The following is a 16,351-nucleotide window of genomic DNA, read 5'->3' as shown; positions in this document are numbered from 1 at the left end:
ACGGTGCGGCGCGATTAACGAATACATCCGCTGCCATTAGGTGGATCGCTTGCAAAATGCCTAGGTCAATCGCCGTCTTGTCAACACCGATACCTGCTACAAATGTGACGTGGACATTTTCAGGTTCTTGAATTAGAGGCGGTCAGGAATATCCAGCAGCGGGCATCAAGTGCCCCGGTTGGTCCGCTAAATAAGCACCCACCTCGGAAGATGGGATTTTCCGCCAATCGCCACCGCTGGTTCGATATTCAGATTTTGAAATAGATTGCACGAGAACTATAGGCGCTGCCAGCCTACCACTTCGACCAAAACCACAAAAGGTTGCCACGAGAGGCTGCGCCAAAAGACGCTTGCGCATATAGTTTTCCGCGGTGGCCCATGCTGCAGAAATATTGCCTGCGATCTGTGTGTCAAAATTGGTTTCATCGACACCAAGGTCCAAATCTGAAGGTAAATCCGCTGCAGTAAAGATCTCAGCCGCAGGCGGTACAGAAACAACAAATGACATAGGGCGCCGCCTGTATCACCCGGGGACTATTGCCCCAGGTGCATCCTGCTTCAGGCGTTCAGATTGACGATCTCGACCACGCTGGCCAGATCGCGTTCCGATGCCGGGCCTTGTCGGGGATGACTGCCGAGCACCAGGGCAGCACAATCGCTGTTTGCAGCAGCCACCGAAATCGTCAGCCGCACGTGACTGAAGTTGCTTTTGATATCTGGGTCTTCACCCCAGATCTCAACGATTGCCTGCTTGTTGTCATCACCAGCAGCCTTGGTAAGCTGGATGATTGCTGCGTTTGTCAGGTCTTTGACACCGGCTGTCCGTCGTCAGGGTTTTTGGAACCAATGGCAGGTTAAACTACAAGAGAGTTCGGCTCATCTGGTTGGCTTCATTATGCGGCGCGTTGTCTGTGATGCAAGCGCCGCGTTTCGAGCGTCCTACGTTTGATCCTTTCCCTTTGTTGTAGAATGGCTTTGTCGCGTCCGAAGTAGACGTCGGCGGGTGTGACGTTGTTCAGGCTCTCGTGGTAGCGGTGATGATTGTAGTGATCGACGAAGGCTTCGATTTGGGCTTCGAGATCACCGGGCAGGAAGTAGTGCTCTAACAAGATGCGGTTCTTCAAGGTTTGATGCCACCGCTCGATCTTACCTTGGGTTTGCGGGTGATACGGCGCGCCACGGCTGTGCTTCATGCCCTTGTCTTGCAGCCATTCCGCCAGTTCCCCTGAGACGTAGCTGGAACCGTTATCACTCAGCAGGCGTGGCTTGTGGACGACATGAACTTGGTCACATCCCGATGCTTCCAAAGCCAAGTCCAACGTATCAGTGACGTCTTGTGTTCTCATGTTCGTGCAAAGCTTCCATGAGATGATGTACCGGCTGTAATCGTCCAAGATCGTGCTGAGATAAAACCAACCCCAGCCGATGATCTTCAGATATGTGAAGTCCGTCTGCCACAACTGGTTGATGGCTGTGGTTTTGTCTTTGAACTCGCTCGCCGCCTTTATAACGATGAAGGCGGGGCTGGTGATCAGATCGTGCGCCTTCAAGATCCGATACGTCGAAGCCTCTGATACGAAATAGCTTTCTCGATCCGTGAACGTCACTGCCAGTTCACGTGGCGACAACTCGGTCTCGTTCAGCGCCAACTTCACGACCTTGCGCCGTATCGCGTCCGGAATACGGTTCCAGACGAGTTTGGGCTTCGGCGATTGATCCTGCAGTCCAGCTTCGCCGCGCTGCAAATACCTATCATACCAACGATAGAAAGTGGTGCGTGGGATGCCCAACTTGGCCAATGTCAGGCGGGCCGACAGATGCGATCCCTCAACCAGCCTGATGATCTCTAACTTCTCAGATGCCCCCTTTCGGCAGATTGCTACGCAATCGCCTGCCGGGTGACAGGTATCTCATTCGCGGCCGTCCCCACCGTCGAACATGCTTTTTTTAAGCAAACGGAGTTCGAGCGTTTGTTCCGCCACAACTTCCTTCAGATCACGCGCTTCACGGCGCAGATCCTTCACTTCGTCGGTGTTTGCAGCGCGTGCAGTATCGCCAGCCAGCCGCTTCTTGCCAGCTTCCATGAAGTCTTTCGACCATTTGTAGTAGATGCCTTGGGAAATGCCCTCACGACGGCACAGCTCAGCAATGCTGTCTTCGCCACGAAGGCCATCCAGGACGATCCTGATCTTCTCTTCGGATGAGTAATGCTTGCGCCCCTCTCACACATGCTGCGCATGTGCTGCCGGGCAGGGGTGGCCCGCTTGATATCTTTGACGATCTTCTCGCCAGGGCTTTTGCCTGTTCCAGTTGTATGTCTCATGTTCCACTCCTCAGTGGTTGCGATGAGCCAGAAACACTCTCTTATCAAATAACGCTATTTGGACCCATAGGCGCTGACGTCAGACAGACACCGGCGCCGACATCAAGGCCCGCTCAATTCCAGCCTTTTTCCAGCGCCGCCGACATGTTGTCATGCATGGTATAAACGCCGATCGAACCCACCTTACCCGATGGCTTCACCACCAGTTCATCTGCTGCGGCGGCGATCCAGTACGCCGCAGAACCAGCCATGGTGTTGGCAACTGCACGATGGGGCGATCGACGCGCCGAGCGCGGTAAATCATCGCCGCTGCTTCCGGCACCTGGTCCACCATGCCGCCGCTATCGACTTCGAGCACGATGGCCTGCGCGTTTGTATCATCTGCGGCGCTGGCAAACGCTTTCTGGAACATTTCAAGCGATGCCCCTCCTGACATTAGAGACATCATTCCACCGCGAGGCATGATCGTACCATGAAGTTTCAAGACTTGGACCGCGCCACGGCGACCTGCATCGGATCCCACTGGAACCATATTCAATGGCTCCATGTATCGATCACCGGCTGAGCCGATGCCGTTTTCATTCTCCATGCGCAGCACGTCATCGACGGTCAGCCAACCCCACTGACGGCCCTTCGCATAAACCTCATAGCGGGCCTTCAAATCATCACGCAAAAGGCTGCGAACATTGAATTCAAAAGGCACATCATCGTCTTCGATCAGGAACTTATTCACCGACTGCTCGATCAGCTCCAGAATTGGGCGAAGGCTGTCAGTTACCAACTCAAGGGATTGGTGCTCAATGTTGGAAAATATTGCCCGACTGGCATAGTCCAAACATAGGGCGGCGCTGCATCGTTGGTGAACTTGAAGCGTTTTGTTTCATCCAAAGTCTCGTCGACACTCACCAGACCCGGCTCAATTCGTTTCAGGCCTACGAGTTCGCCACCATCAAAGATTTTTCTAGCGTAGAACCACCCCCTGCATTCAGATCATCAACGATGGAAGAAATGAAGGTGATGCTGAGCAGCCCCACTTGCGTGGTCCGAGTTGAAAGTTGGACTTTGGTCCACCGGCACGATGGCCTCAGGCGCTTGTGGGCGGTCGGCCAGAGCACTGTGGAGCCCACTGCCCGGCAGGGTAACATCCGGTGATCGCGCAACTGTGCGTTTGCAAGGACAAGCCGCTTTCGCATGACCGCCGTGACGGCGACTTTTTTCTCTTTCCCAGCGGTGGCGAGCTGATCGTATTTAGCTTTCAGGTCCGCATCAAACCGGATTGCGACCAGCGCGGGCATGAAGATGGCATGTCGCAGATTTGAGCACCCGCCCTGTATCCGCGCGTTTCCCTGCCACTTCCCAGAACTCTGTGACAATCATTGACCGGCGCCTGTTCTAATTGTCGATGATATGGCCCGGTAGCTTCACAAATGATCAGCGCTGTTGGTTGCGGTTCAATCCATCTAAACAGCTCCGCAAATCCGTCTATTCCATTGAGAACTTGCATGTGTTGTCCATCAGCCAAGCGATGAACATCAAGTGTATCTTTGGAAACCTCTCTCGGTGCAGGCCCTGCATATACCGTCGAGAGGGGCAGTCTTCGTCAGCACTCCCTGTGGCACTTGACGTGTCCTGGGCTGGTGCTGGCCCAAGACACGACATACACTCTCTCGGCAGATTGCTATGCAATCGCCTGTCGGCAATGGACGCTCAGAAACTCTCATCTGGCTGCGCACGTGGTCAATGCAGGCCCCCTCTCATCGTTTGCCACGCAAACGACTGCCGGGCAGCAGGTCGGCGCAGAGAAATGGGTTTGGGTAGCCCACCAGATCGTTCCTGAATTCTACAAGAGCTTGGCGGAGCCAACGCTCACACATCTGGCGCTGCGATTGCTCATTTTGACAGGTCTCAGATCAAAGCCGATACGGTTGCTTCAGATAGCTCAGATCGACGCCAATGTCTGGACGATACCTGCCGAAGTCATGAAAGAGCGTGAGGGCCAGACCACAGATTTTCGTGTAATTCTTTCGACCGAGGCACAGAATGTTATAGAGCAAGCCCTACCCTTCCAGCGTGATGGTTTCCTTTTTCCATCTGTTCGGGCCGGGGTCATCAGCGATGCCACCAGGTCGCGTCTTATGGAACGCAGGAGTATGAAAGAGCGTCCACATGGTTTTCGCTCCAGCTTGAGGGTGTGGCTGGCCGAGGCACCGGACACCCCTCATGATGTCGTTGAAATGATGTTGGCCCATGTTGCGGGAACAAATGTTGAGCGCGCCTACCGCCGCACAGATTACCTCGACAGGCGCCGTGTTCTTCTTGAAAAATGGGCCCGCCATGTGACTAGCGCGTCGGATGCCATTGTGTCGATGGTGGCAAGATGACAGTTCCGACATTTGAACAAGCCGTTGAAATGAGCGGCTCAGGATTGCAACGCGTCGGTCATCGAAAAAGCCCTTCCTTCATGGCCACTGTTTCCTGTGCGCGTCTGAGCGGGTATTCGCTCGGCACTAAGACCCCAAGTCACCAGTCAGGAGCACCTGATGATATCGCAACTTTGGTCTACGCCAAACGACGTTGGAAAAATTTCACAACGCCGAGCCCATTCAAAAACACAAGCTGGCCCGCGCAACTTACCAGGACGTGTGCGAGATCGACACTTGGATCATGGGCATCGTGAAATAACCAAACCACCCCCGAAACAACGGGCGCGGGCGCTGGGCTTATTGAAGTGTTGAGAACGCTCTTATCCTACCGTGCTGCGCCAAAAAGCGAAAGACATTCCCATCATGACCGACGCGCAACAAATCACATCTAATCTCGGTGGCCATTGAAAGAATGGGCGCGGATCAGCACCCTGCCCAATCTGCCAGATCGAACGTCGCAGAGATCAGGCCGCTTTGAGTATCTCGGAACAAGGCGGCACACTTTTGCTCCATTGTTTCAAGTCGAATTGCCGTTTTCCGGATCTTGCCCATGCGGTGGATTTGCCACTTGAAAACCTCCAAATCGACTTTACAGCGCGGGAACAAGCCCAACGCAAACAGGCGGATTGTCAGGCCGCGAAACTGGCAAATGCTCGATCTCTCTGGGAAGCGGCCAGGCCGATCATCGGCACGAAAGCAGATAGCTATTTAAGGGGCAGATATATCACCTGCTATCTGCCAACTAGCCCGCGTTTCATCTCGAATTTATATCATGCGCCAAGTGCGACTTGGACCTGCGCCATGTTGGCCGATGTCTCAACCGGCGGAGTTCATCGCACGTTCTTTAACAAGCAAGGACTTCGTCTGAGAACATCGGCCAAGATGATGCTTGGGCCATGTGCGGGCGGCGCGGTAGTCTTGTCTGAAGCGCAAGGGCCATTGTTGGTATGCGAAGGTATTGAAACCGGCTTGGCGCTGTTGAGCGGGCTATTCATAGGCCCTGCGACTCTTTGGGCGTCGTTGTCTACTTCTGGCATGAAGTCGCTGCAACTGCCCCAAGAACCCAGCATGCTGGTAATTGCTACAGATGGCGACCAAACCACAAGTTGGCCTGACCCGGGAGTACAAACAAGAGCGGGCGGAATGGGCCGATAAGGACGAGGTTTCCCGGCTGATGCGGTCGCAGTGGAAAGCCGTTGCAAAAGCCGCGGCGGCCAATGATAGCCCCGTTCCGCAAGCGCATTCGGGTTACAGACGTGACTACTGAAAAGGTGGCTGAACTGGTGCAGGCGACGTGGCGCGGATTGTTGCTGTCGCGGGATGAGCTGTCGGGTTGGCTTGGATCAATGGACCGCTACAATGGTGGTGGCGATCGCCCTTTCTGGCTGGAAGCCTTCGGGGGGCGCAGTTACACAGTTGACCGCAAGAATAGCCCCGATCCGATCATCATTGACCACCTGTCCGTTGCTGTTCTCGGAGGCACCCAGCCTGACAAACTGGACACCTTATTGGTTCGCAGCGGTGATGATGGGTTGTTGGTCCGGCAGGGAGAATTTCCGGAACAGTGGTGCGCTAGGATGGACGTCGCTTTGTCTACTATGTTCAATTGGGCCACCCGTTACCCAGATATCGACGAGGCCTGCCGCGTGGCCTTGACGGCGCTGTCGGCCTATTGGACCAGAGAATTATGGAAAGCTGCGCAGGTATCTCAAAGTTAAGTTCAAGATAAATCGTCCACAAGTCCCGGACAACTTCGCGAAAAGTTCGCGATACTGCCGCGACTGACGCCATTTGCTATAGAGGGAAATTCGTAGTTTTTCCTTTCGCAGATCCTGCTACATTTTACACGGCGTTGTTGCAGAACTGACGCCTGAGGCGTGACTTCCCCTGCTGTCAGACCAATTCGAACTGGTCTCAGCAAGGACAATATGACTGTCCTTTATTCCGCGCCAAGTTGGCGCCACACAGCGAGAGCGGCGGTGCGGTTAAGCTTGAAATTTCCGCGTGAATAAAGGTGACGTTCCACCCCTCTCGGGTATGTAAACATACCCTGCCGGGCAGCGATTGGAGTGATTGTAAACCGAGGCGTATACGGAGACGAACTTCTGCAAACTTCGCATTCGGCGGAAGCGCAGCATGGCTCGCTCTCGTCGTCGAAATGGCAGATGTGAATTTTCAGCCCGCCAGAGATAATGGGTTTCACCGTTGATTTTTACCAACACCTCGTCCAAATGCCATTTCCAATTTGAGTGAGCACGAAGTTGCTGAACCCGTTTTCTTCGGATCTCCGCGGCCAACAACGGCCCAAAGCTATTCCGGCAAAATCGCACAGTCTCATGACTGATTTCGATCCCGCACGCATGCCGCAAATCCTCCACATTCCGGAGCGACAGGGGGAACTGGACGTAAAACACCACCGCAAGGCGGATGATATCGGGACTGGTCTGGAAATACCAAAATGGGCTGTGTTTGGTCATGCCGAGAAGAAAAATCGCCACCCTGCCCTTCACAACCGAGTTTCCTCTGACAGGACCGACAGGGCCGTATTGTCCGTTCGAAAGTCAATTCCCTTTACAGAGGACCTATGAGACCGCACACTAGGTCCAAGCAGTGGAGGACGCATCAGTGCCCTATTTTGAGCGAAAACTGTGGCAAAAACAAATTGACAAGATAACCGAAGTCGACACTGAAATTGTCGACGACAATGTTGATATGGAGAAGATTGCGCTGTCGATCTTGTCAACGGAGGCAGGGCCACAACACGCGTTGGGCGGTCGGTTTCGGTGCCGTAAATTGGTTCAACCCGGTGAAAGCGGTGTGATCGTTTTAAGTATTGCGGCAAATGATGATGGCGGACCTGTAACACTCGACCTGTCACCTGGTGACCTTCAAAGCCGCTCTGGTTGCGCCATTTCCGCTAATCTCATCCAATTGAAACCCGCGCAACTTACCATCCCACCGGGCGGCAGTCAGCGCTTAGAAGTGCATGTACAGATCCCGCATTCGACCAAACCGGGCGTCTATAGCGGTCGTGTGACCGGAAACAATCCGGATTCTGTAATTTTTATCGTGGAATATGAAGTGAACCAAAATAGCTAGGATGCTATCGGTCCGATTGGGCACTGGTCCTCATCCGGCAATCCGGGTTCGTATTCCGATCTCATCCAACCACTTTGTTTTTTCTTGAGATACGGTGGCGGCGAAACGACACTTTTGCGACAAGTATAGGTCCAGGCGGGTAAATGAAGTGGCCACCTGGCGTCAGACATCCCTCGATATCATGTATTCCATACAATCCGAGATGAACTGGCGATCTTCGGGCTGAGCATCGCAGAAAAGCGGATCAAAGGCTTTTTGCGCGGCTTCCAGCAGATTGCGCGCTGCGCGTTGGGCGTAGCAGATGCAGTCATGTGCCTGCATCCGGTTCAGCACCCAACTGATTTCCGTTTCCGACCGGGCCGCACGAGGCTTGGCGAGGAAGCTATGCAGTTTGTCCCGCTCGTCCAGATCGGCCAGCTTCGCGAGCCTTGCCAGCATCAGAGTGCGCTTGCCTTCATAGATATCTCCACCGATCTCCTTGCCATATTTTTGCTGCGATCCGATCAGGTTAAGCACATCGTCCTGTATCTGAAAAGCCGCCCCTAGAAAGAAGCCAAACGCATTAAAATCGTCGAGCTGCAACCTCCCCGATGCCACATCATTCGGCCGGGCGATCAGAGCGCCGATACGGCAGGGTTGGATAAAGCTGTACCAGCAGGTCTTTTTCAACGTCATCCGAAGATAGTCCGCGGGTCCGATATCAAGCGTATTGTCCCGGATCATACCCAGCTCAAGCGCCTGACCTTCCATCGACTCTTTCAGCAAATGGTCGAACTCGGCCACCACTCGGACACCCGTCCTAGGGCTTAACGTGCTCAGATTTCCGCGCAGCAGGCGCAATGCCATGGTCTGCATCGCATCGCCCATATTGATCGCTAGCGGCACGCCGATTTCGTGATGAAGACAGGGCCGCCCGCGGCGGAAATCGCTGACATCCTCGATGTCGTCATGGATCAGAAAAGCGTTGTGCAAAAGCTCGATCACCGCAGCCGAGGGCAGCGCATCTTCTTCGCGACCACCAAACGCCTTGCAGGTCGCAATCAAAAGTGCGGGGCGCAGACCTTTTCCGGAATTTTCGATATAGGCCCGCATCGGGCCATAAAGGTGAGCATATGGCTCTGCCATTGGTATACGCTCAAGCAGCGCGGCACGCGCAGCATCGCCGTAGCGTTGCAGCGTGTTTAGAAACGCCGTGTGGTCGGGCTTTGCCGCCGCTTGCTCCATTGCCATCTACCCGATTTGTGTCACACGCAGGCGTGGTACCGGCTCGGTCGGGTCGTCGTTGTTGCTGTGTTTCGCGCCCAATGGATGGGCCGTATCGTCGATCTGCGCTTTCAGGATATCGGGGCCTACGCCATTTTCAGACCCCGGCAAAGGTGGCTTGTTCACAAGATCGGTCCTACCGGCGAGATCTCCGGCCAAAGCCGAGACCTCTTTTGTTCCGGAAAAATTACCACCCAATCCGGGGAGATCCCTAGCGATCGCTGACATAATGCCCTTTGGAGGGCCGATCATGCGCAGAGCATCGGCGAGAACAGGATCGTTCAGCAGGCTGTCGGGCTTGGACATCTCGGCCGTGAAGGGGGCTATGACTGCAAGCAGACCATCGCCGCCATATTCGGTGCCCACGGCTGATTGCCCCATCTTCAGCGAGGCCTGCACCGCAACTGTCAGCCGGTCATCCCAAGGCAGACCTGCATGATAGCGCGCCTTGTCATACGCCCGCAGCGGTTCCAGTGCGTCAGGTTCGTGCAGATCCCATATCTTGCAGCGCGTGGCCTCTGACCCGCCGCGCTCAAGAATCGTATTCACCGCCCTCCGGGCCGCTTCGTTGGCGCCTTCCATTGTGGCCAGATCAGTATTCGTGCGCACATAGTCCGAAGCGAGCAAAAAATTGTGGATCTGGGTGCCGGCCTCGGGACGCAAACGCCACGTGTTCACGCGGTTGACCAGGAGCGGCTCCACATTCGTCATCCGTCCCGGATCACTTGGGTCGTTGACGATATCAGGGTCCAGGAACCAGTATTTCAGGTCTTCATCACATAACGTCTCCTGGCCGTCGTAATTCAGGCTGCGCTTGAGCTGCGACCAGACCTCATCGGCGATCTCCTGGCGAGTGCAGTCTCGCGCGGTCTTACCGTTCATCCCTGGATAATCCCATTCCGAGATGTCGACGGACAAAAGCCCACGGGTTTTTCCATCGCCCCAGTTCTCGAAATTGATATCGGGCCAGAATTGCCGCTGCGACACCGCCGTCAGCGCCCATGCGCTGTCGATAAAGATCACATGGCCATCGATCAGTTTGACGTCCCGAGTGAGGTAGAACTGAATACCATTCATCCACTGCACATTCCGCGCCAGCGACGTCAGTTGCGCCAGAGAGGAATCGATGTCGGACATCTCTTTGGTGATCAGAGGTGCCATGCGCTCAACTGGCAGCGCACCAATATACCAGTCGCCGGTTACCTGATAGGGCAGCCCGTTTTTCTCGGCGCTGATACCAGTGATGCGGCCGCCCTTGCAGTCGATCCCAGTCACGGTGGTTTCGAAATGATAGACCACGCCGCGTTCTTGCAGATAGTCCAGCCAGGGCTGGATCCACACGAGATTGGTGGGCCCGTTCAATAGCCGGTTCGAGGCGGATTCGGGTGCGATTATCCCGAAAAGCAGCTGCATAAAGATGTCGCCGATCGTCTTGGTGCTTGCCGCGCGCGCCTTGGCCGCCACCAGAGATCGGGTAATGCCAATAGCAAGGAATTTTTGATAAGCTTCTGACCGGTTTTCCGCCCCGATGAACTCCCACCAGCCGATGCGCTCGTATTCGTCAAAGCGGCGCTCCTTGCAGGTCGTCATGATCCGCCAGATGCAACCGGCGAAATGTTCGATATCGTCAAAGGCAATCTGATCGCGGGGCGAAATCCCGTAGAGAAAAGTCTGCAGCGCGTTGGACACTTCCTTGAGGTTGCGCGGGAAGCGTTCCGGCAGAACAATCCCCGCCTCGTCATAAAGCGCGACCAGCATTCCCGTGGCGTCCGTGAGGTTATCCAGCACGGTTCCCTTGTTGTAATAGGGGATGCGCGACATCGTATCGGGGATGTGGCGGTAGAAGTTGGGAAAGAAGCGGAAACCATGTTCGCCCGGCAGCCACGGGCGTTTCACTCCTGGAGGGACCTTCGCACCGTCGACATCCCGCCATTCCCTTAGCGCCTCCATATGGCGCTTTTTCGAACCGTGATCTCCCTGCCCCTCCATCACCGGAATCGAGCGCGCCTTGCCGCCCGCGACGATCTGACGTTCGAGGATTTCAACCTCATATCCCCGTTCGATCAACTCGTGTGCAGCACTCATACCAGCGACGCCGCCACCCAGGATTACAACTTTCTCGGTCATGCGTTTTCCTCATCCACGTTTGTCGCCTCGGAGTGCATTATATAAAGGTCATATTCGACAAGCAGCGTCGCGAATGTGACACGCCCGAACGCGATCATCTGCAAGCGGTTGATCCACAGCCAGTCAGGGTGCGCTGTCACGAAACGCGGCGTCAGGCAGGCCTCGGCCTGGGGAGGTGGGTCGCCGCTCAGAAGACGCTTTTGACCGTCGCGCCCGAAATCGACGAGGCCGCTGTACTCGGTCAACAGGTTCGCACCGTCTGAGGTTCTTAGCACTGCGCGCACGCCGACAACGCCCATCCCGTCGCTGCGAATTCTCATCCAGTCACCGCCGTGCTGATCATAGACGCCGTTGATCCGTGGGCCGATAACCGTGCCACCCTTTGCAAGCGGGTAAACAATGTGAAGCCCATCGGGCGTGTCACCGATCACGATGGGGTTCGGATCAAGCGGCGCAGTGGCGCGCGCGAAAAACTCCAGTCGATGCTTGAAGGGCTTCGTATCCGTAGGCGGACGGGGTGACGCAGGTGGCTCCACCTCTTGCCAGCCCCTACCCGGGTCCGCCTCCCTGATGCCGCTCGTCAGAACCGGGCGCCAACGCAGTTTCTTACCTGGAAGAGCGCGCGGCAGATCGGCGGCAAAGGTCTGTAGCCCGGTTTCAGTGTCGCTTCCCGTCGGCCACCCGCGGATCATGCCTTCCGGACCGTTTCCTTGCGCGTAAATGATGCGCAGGACGTTGGCCGGGTCAGACGGAGACGCTTTTACTACCACGCGCTGCATCCCGCGAGCCGCGTCAATGACGGGTTCACTCCAGTGCAATGTCAGGCCGTTGGCGGTATACTCAGACATAGCGACCGGCCCTTACTTGAAGATTGTCGCGATCGCTCCTGGCTCTTTGATGCGCAGGACAAAACGTTGCTGCACCCGAAAGACATGCTCTGCCTCGGGGGTCGTCTGCAGGTGACGCACCGAGATGTCGTTGGGGACGACAATCTCGACCGGGGCACCGTGAAGCGACACAACAATGGCCTTTCCGTCGGGCAAGGCACTGGAACGTAGAAGTGGTGCATCGAGGAAAGGCAGGATGCTGTCACGCGGCAGGATCATCGACGCCGGCATTGGCTTGGTGATCGCAGTAAATAGACTATCGGACATCACGCAGGCAAAGGGGCCGTGATAGCCTTGCTTCTCGATTTTTTGGATCGCGTTCACAACGGCATGAAATACCTGTTGCCCCGTATCAGAATCTTCATTGTCTGGCTCAATCTTTTGCTTGTTTGCGTCCTCGCCCTCCTTGATCAGGCCCAGCGTTTTCTGCCCGCCGCTGACGCGCCAGACTTTATCGGCGATACTAATCCCGGCATCGCTCTTGGGACCATCGTTAGTGTCTTCTTGACCGTTGAAAATGATTGCATCCTCGACACGCGCAATAATGTTGGCGGCGCGGCGAAACATGATAAGCGCGCTGGTCAGTTCAGGATCAGCGACCTGCGCATTCTTGAGATAGACATTCACGGAAAGCGAAGTCAGCCGAATTGACGTGTAGTCGTCAATGCGCATTCGACCGACGCTCCCCGAACCTGGGCTGTGGTATTTCAGTGTGTTGGACGGCACCATTTGCGCATCGTTGGGCAAAGGTCCGAACAGAGGCAGAAACGAAGCTGCGACGCGAGCGCGCAACGCCTGATCGTGAACGGTCTGGCGGACCTTGTTCCATTGATCGTCATTCCAGTTTAACGTTTCGCTCATGGTTTTTCCCCTATGCCACCGTTACAGCGTAAAAAATTTCATTCCGGCTGAGGCGTACTCAAGATTGCCCCGTCGCTCAGGCGACCAATTCCTTCAGTTGCAATTCCGCGCGTTCAACTAGTTTCACCGCGCCTTGAGCTTGTGCTATCTTCCGGGCGATTTCCAAATCACCTTGCGCCCGCTTTAGGTCTCCAAGCGCCTGAAAGGCCAATCCGCGTGCCCGGTACAGATCTGCAAGGTTCAATCTTTCATGGTGTTTCAGCGCGCGTGCGATCCGGTCTTCCACCAGCTTCAGCCCATCTTCGGCCCGGTCGGCCGCGATCATCATTTCCACGACGGGTGGGATGCTGAGCAGCTCCGTTAAGCGGGTTCCGGAGGCGGTAAATTGATCCTGTGCCGTGCGTGCCTGGTCCACGCTCTCGGCCAGCTTGTTGTCCAAATACGCGCGTGAAATGACGAGTTGCAAATCCGCCACCCTCTCCCACATCAGGTATCCAAGATCTGAGGACAGTGCCTTGTTCTGCTCCGCAACTTCGGCCATCCGGGCCCAGTTGCGCTGGACCATGGAAAAGTGCCCAAGTGCGCCAAGCCCATAGGCATAGGACGGAGAGTGATCTAGTTGATCCATATAGCTCAACATTTGCTGCATGCCCTCGACTGCCTCTGCCTCACGGCCCATGAGCCACGCGGAAGCAGCGCCGGAATCCATCAGCGCAAGCCCGCTGGTGATCTGGAAATTTTTCATGATCTCAACATCGACAGCCGGATCAAAGCGCGACATACCCAAAACATAACGGTCAAAGGCCTCACGCAATTCACCACGGTAATATTGCGTATAGCACACGGCGTGATCAGCTGTCGTTAGCAGCAGTGGCGCGCCAACCGCGTCGGCCATGTTGCTAACTTCCTGAGCCACATTGATCCCATGCACAAGCTCGCCGCGCAGGAAGTGCATCGTCCAAATACCCCAGGTCGCACCATAAAGCGCTTCGCCATTATTCAGGCTGCGCGCGATGTCACGGGATCGAAACGCAGCATCCGCTACCTTGGAAGAGCCCCAGCCATAGATCGACATGCTGACAGCCATGAGCGCCATCTGGATACCAAGCTCTGAATCCTCGCGCTTTGATCCTTCGGGTTGGTTTTCCAGAAGGTGCAAAGCCGAAGTGAAGTGCGCGAGGGCGGCAAGGTTCGCGACACGGTCCATCGCTTCATGACCCGCCAGCGTCCAATATTCGATCGCTTCTTCTATCAAGCCACCGAATTCGCAATGCCTGGCGATTGTTTCCGGCTCTTGCACCCCAAATGCCGGTTCCCCGTTCAACATTGCGAGGGCAAGTGCGAGGTGAACCTCCTGCCGCCTGCTGCGCAGCATGGATTCGTAGGCTGTGTCCTGCACAAGTGCGTGGTTGAACACGAAGTATTCCGGTCCCAATAGCCCGCCACGATGGAGAAGTTCGGACCCCTCCAGCAGTTGAAAGGAAACATCCAGATCCGAACCGACCGGCGCAATTGCGTTGATCATCTGCACAGTGAACTCGCGTCCTATAACCGCGCCAAGCTGAGCAACCTCTTTGGCCACCCCGGTTCGGTCAAGGCGCGACATCAACAAAGCCTGCAACGTAGTCGGGATGTCCACCACATCATGGCTCTCTGCCATCACTGCGTCATCGTCCAGCGCCGCATCAAGAATCGATTTGGTCAGTTCTTCGATAAACAGTGGCACACCATCGGTTTTTTCGATAATCCGCCGTGCCAACACCACCGGCAGGGTACCCTCGCCTCCGATATTGTTTACCAGAGCGATTCCAGCATCAGGATCAAGCGGCTCCAGTATAAGCGTTTCGCCTGACGATTTCAGAGTGTCGGACGGTGTAAACCTAGGACGGAAGGTCACTAGGAGCAAAAGTGGCAGATCCGCTATATGCTCGGACAACAGATCAAGGAATTCCAGCGTCGTGGGGTCGGCCCAATGGGCATCTTCCAGCACGACAAGCACCGGTCCTAAGGTTGTCATACCCTCAACGCGCCGCTTTAGAGCCTCGAACGTCAACCGGGCGCGGACCTGAGCTTCCAGCTGCGCACCATTTTCCATTGGTGCGCTGACAAGACTGGCCAGATAAGGCAGGTCGGCTTCAGACAGACCCTGTGTATCCGCGATCAGAGCCGCTGCCTTGGCTTGCCGGATGTCTGCGGTGTCGCTGCGCTTGATCCCGGCATCACGCTCCAGTTCGGCCACCATCGGGTGCAATGCGCGGTTGGTCAGGTGTGGCGCGCATTGCCATTCAACCGCCGCGCGGCCCGCCAGAGAATAGATACCACGCACCAGCCGGGACTTGCCGATGCCCGGGGGGCCTTCGATCAGGCAAATATTCCCGTTGCCGGCGCAGGCTGCATCCCAATAACCGGCGAGCGTCTTAAGTTCTGCTTCTCGGCCAACGATCGATTGCACCCCATCCACTGCGTGTGCATCGAACCGGCTCTTGCCGGTGGTTTCCCGTATCACTGCAAAAACGGTGCGAAGCTCGCCAAACCCCTTGACCAAGACCGATCCGCGCGCGTCGAAATCAAAGGTGCCGCTGGTCAGATGCTGGGTCGCTTCGGCCACGACAACTTCGCCGGGATTGGCAAGACTTTGCATCCGCGTAGCAAGGTTTGGCGTTTCTCCAACAACAAAATCCCTCGGGGTCGCGGAATCGCCGGGCATATCTCCGACAACGACCCGGCCAGTAGCCACACCGATGCGCACCTTCAGCGGATTGGGTGCCAGCGTTTCCATCCCCTGAACGACTGCGGCCGTGGCCAATGCAGCACGGATAGCACGCGAGGGATCGTCCTCTTGCGCCACGGGATAGCCGAAATACACCATCAGCCCGTCACCCTGAGTATAGGCAAGGAAACCACCATGGGCCTTCATCGTCGCAACAGCAATGTCGAGATAACTTGTGATGACCTCTCGCAGATCTTCCGGGTCCAGCGTGGTTGCCAAAGTGGTTGAGTCCACCAGATCTATGAAAGCCACTGTGAGCTGTCGTCGTTCCGCAGGCATTCGCGGGCGGGCGGGAAACGGAACCGTTTCTGTGTTGATCGCCGCGCGGAACCGCTTGCGCTGACCGAGCTTTAAACCGATTTCTTTAAGATCATCGTCAGTCAGATCATGCACCATCGAGGGATCGATTTTTTCGACGGCGAAGAGTTCAACTAGATCATTCAATCCATGAGCAGAAAGTAAATCCTGTAAAGTCCGTGACACCCCTGCCCCCTTAGGTCAGATCCAAACGCGCCAATTTGCGCGTTTTTCAAGTCCCTATACATTTGCGTAAAGTTTATCTTGACCGACATTCCCCAAGTAGAGCGCCAGAAGGTAA

Annotated in this window: 14 protein-coding genes and 3 pseudogenes; 4 read left to right on the top strand and 13 right to left on the bottom strand. The window is 55.7% G+C overall.

Features of this window, described 5'->3' with window-relative positions:
- Positions 1-142: 142 nt before the first annotated feature.
- The 7 genes and pseudogenes from QPJ95_RS13370 to QPJ95_RS13345 form a co-directional block, all read right to left on the bottom strand.
- Positions 143-508: a head-tail connector protein gene (locus tag QPJ95_RS13370; RefSeq protein ID WP_270920556.1), complete on the bottom strand. Its 366-nt coding sequence runs from the start codon at positions 506-508 to the stop codon at positions 143-145.
- A gap of 50 nt (positions 509-558) precedes the next feature.
- Positions 559-693, bottom strand: coding sequence for a hypothetical protein (locus QPJ95_RS13365; protein WP_270920557.1), 135 nt, complete (start codon positions 691-693; stop codon positions 559-561).
- 200 nt (positions 694-893) lie between these two features.
- A pseudogene (locus QPJ95_RS13360) lies at positions 894-2,323 on the bottom strand (IS3 family transposase).
- Positions 2,324-2,436: 113 nt separating this feature from the next.
- Positions 2,437-2,574, bottom strand: coding sequence for a S49 family peptidase (locus QPJ95_RS24200; RefSeq protein WP_390922133.1), 138 nt, complete (start codon positions 2,572-2,574; stop codon positions 2,437-2,439).
- Positions 2,520-3,158, bottom strand: a complete 639-nt coding sequence (locus tag QPJ95_RS13355) for a phage portal protein (RefSeq protein WP_270921308.1) — start codon at positions 3,156-3,158, stop codon at positions 2,520-2,522. Before QPJ95_RS13355 ends, QPJ95_RS24200 begins: the two co-directional genes overlap by 55 nt.
- A gap of 97 nt (positions 3,159-3,255) precedes the next feature.
- Positions 3,256-3,618, bottom strand: a complete 363-nt coding sequence (locus QPJ95_RS13350; protein WP_286018295.1) for a hypothetical protein — start codon at positions 3,616-3,618, stop codon at positions 3,256-3,258.
- A gap of 6 nt (positions 3,619-3,624) precedes the next feature.
- Positions 3,625-3,696: pseudogene (locus QPJ95_RS13345) on the bottom strand (hypothetical protein); the annotation flags it as partial.
- A gap of 360 nt (positions 3,697-4,056) precedes the next feature.
- On the opposite strand from QPJ95_RS13345, the gene QPJ95_RS13340 reads away from it, so the two are divergent.
- The 3 genes from QPJ95_RS13340 to QPJ95_RS13330 all read left to right on the top strand — a co-directional run bounded on the left by QPJ95_RS13340 (position 4,057) and on the right by QPJ95_RS13330 (position 6,464).
- Complete coding sequence (locus QPJ95_RS13340; RefSeq protein WP_313851604.1) at positions 4,057-4,704, top strand: tyrosine-type recombinase/integrase; 648 nt, start codon at positions 4,057-4,059, stop codon at positions 4,702-4,704.
- 516 nt (positions 4,705-5,220) lie between these two features.
- Positions 5,221-5,901: a DUF7146 domain-containing protein gene (locus tag QPJ95_RS13335; protein ID WP_270919995.1), complete on the top strand. Its 681-nt coding sequence runs from the start codon at positions 5,221-5,223 to the stop codon at positions 5,899-5,901.
- 101 nt (positions 5,902-6,002) lie between these two features.
- Entirely contained in the window at positions 6,003-6,464 is a 462-nt protein-coding gene (locus QPJ95_RS13330) for a DUF3987 domain-containing protein (RefSeq protein WP_270919994.1), read from the top strand.
- A 221-nt stretch (positions 6,465-6,685) separates the two neighbouring features.
- Here the strand turns inward: QPJ95_RS13330 and QPJ95_RS13325 are convergent.
- Positions 6,686-7,223: pseudogene (locus QPJ95_RS13325) on the bottom strand (IS6 family transposase).
- A gap of 148 nt (positions 7,224-7,371) precedes the next feature.
- Here QPJ95_RS13325 and QPJ95_RS13320 point away from each other — a divergent pair.
- Positions 7,372-7,845 (top strand): COG1470 family protein, encoded by a 474-nt coding sequence (locus QPJ95_RS13320; protein WP_270919993.1) that lies wholly within the window; start codon positions 7,372-7,374, stop codon positions 7,843-7,845.
- Between the two features lie 162 nt (positions 7,846-8,007).
- Here QPJ95_RS13320 and QPJ95_RS13315 read toward each other — a convergent pair whose 3' ends face one another.
- The 5 genes from QPJ95_RS13315 to QPJ95_RS13295 all read right to left on the bottom strand — a co-directional run bounded on the left by QPJ95_RS13315 (position 8,008) and on the right by QPJ95_RS13295 (position 16,236).
- Entirely contained in the window at positions 8,008-9,075 is a 1,068-nt protein-coding gene (locus QPJ95_RS13315) for a polyprenyl synthetase family protein (protein WP_270919992.1), read from the bottom strand.
- On the bottom strand, positions 9,076-11,235 hold the full coding sequence (locus QPJ95_RS13310; protein ID WP_270919991.1) for a hydroxysqualene dehydroxylase: 2,160 nt from the start codon (positions 11,233-11,235) through the stop codon (positions 9,076-9,078).
- Positions 11,232-12,083, bottom strand: coding sequence for a DUF3237 domain-containing protein (locus tag QPJ95_RS13305; protein WP_270919990.1), 852 nt, complete (start codon positions 12,081-12,083; stop codon positions 11,232-11,234). The genes QPJ95_RS13310 and QPJ95_RS13305 overlap by 4 nt, the downstream gene beginning before the upstream one ends.
- Positions 12,084-12,095: 12 nt before the next feature.
- Positions 12,096-12,983, bottom strand: coding sequence for an encapsulin (locus QPJ95_RS13300; RefSeq protein ID WP_270919989.1), 888 nt, complete (start codon positions 12,981-12,983; stop codon positions 12,096-12,098).
- Positions 12,984-13,059: 76 nt separating this feature from the next.
- On the bottom strand, positions 13,060-16,236 hold the full coding sequence (locus QPJ95_RS13295) for an adenylate/guanylate cyclase domain-containing protein (protein WP_270919988.1): 3,177 nt from the start codon (positions 16,234-16,236) through the stop codon (positions 13,060-13,062).
- Positions 16,237-16,351 lie beyond the last annotated feature (115 nt).

The sequence above is a fragment of the Parasedimentitalea psychrophila genome, assembly GCF_030285785.1.
Classification (GTDB): domain Bacteria; phylum Pseudomonadota; class Alphaproteobacteria; order Rhodobacterales; family Rhodobacteraceae; genus Parasedimentitalea; species Parasedimentitalea psychrophila.
Note: the sequence above shows the minus strand (reverse complement) of the source record. Positions and strands in the feature narration are given on the sequence as shown.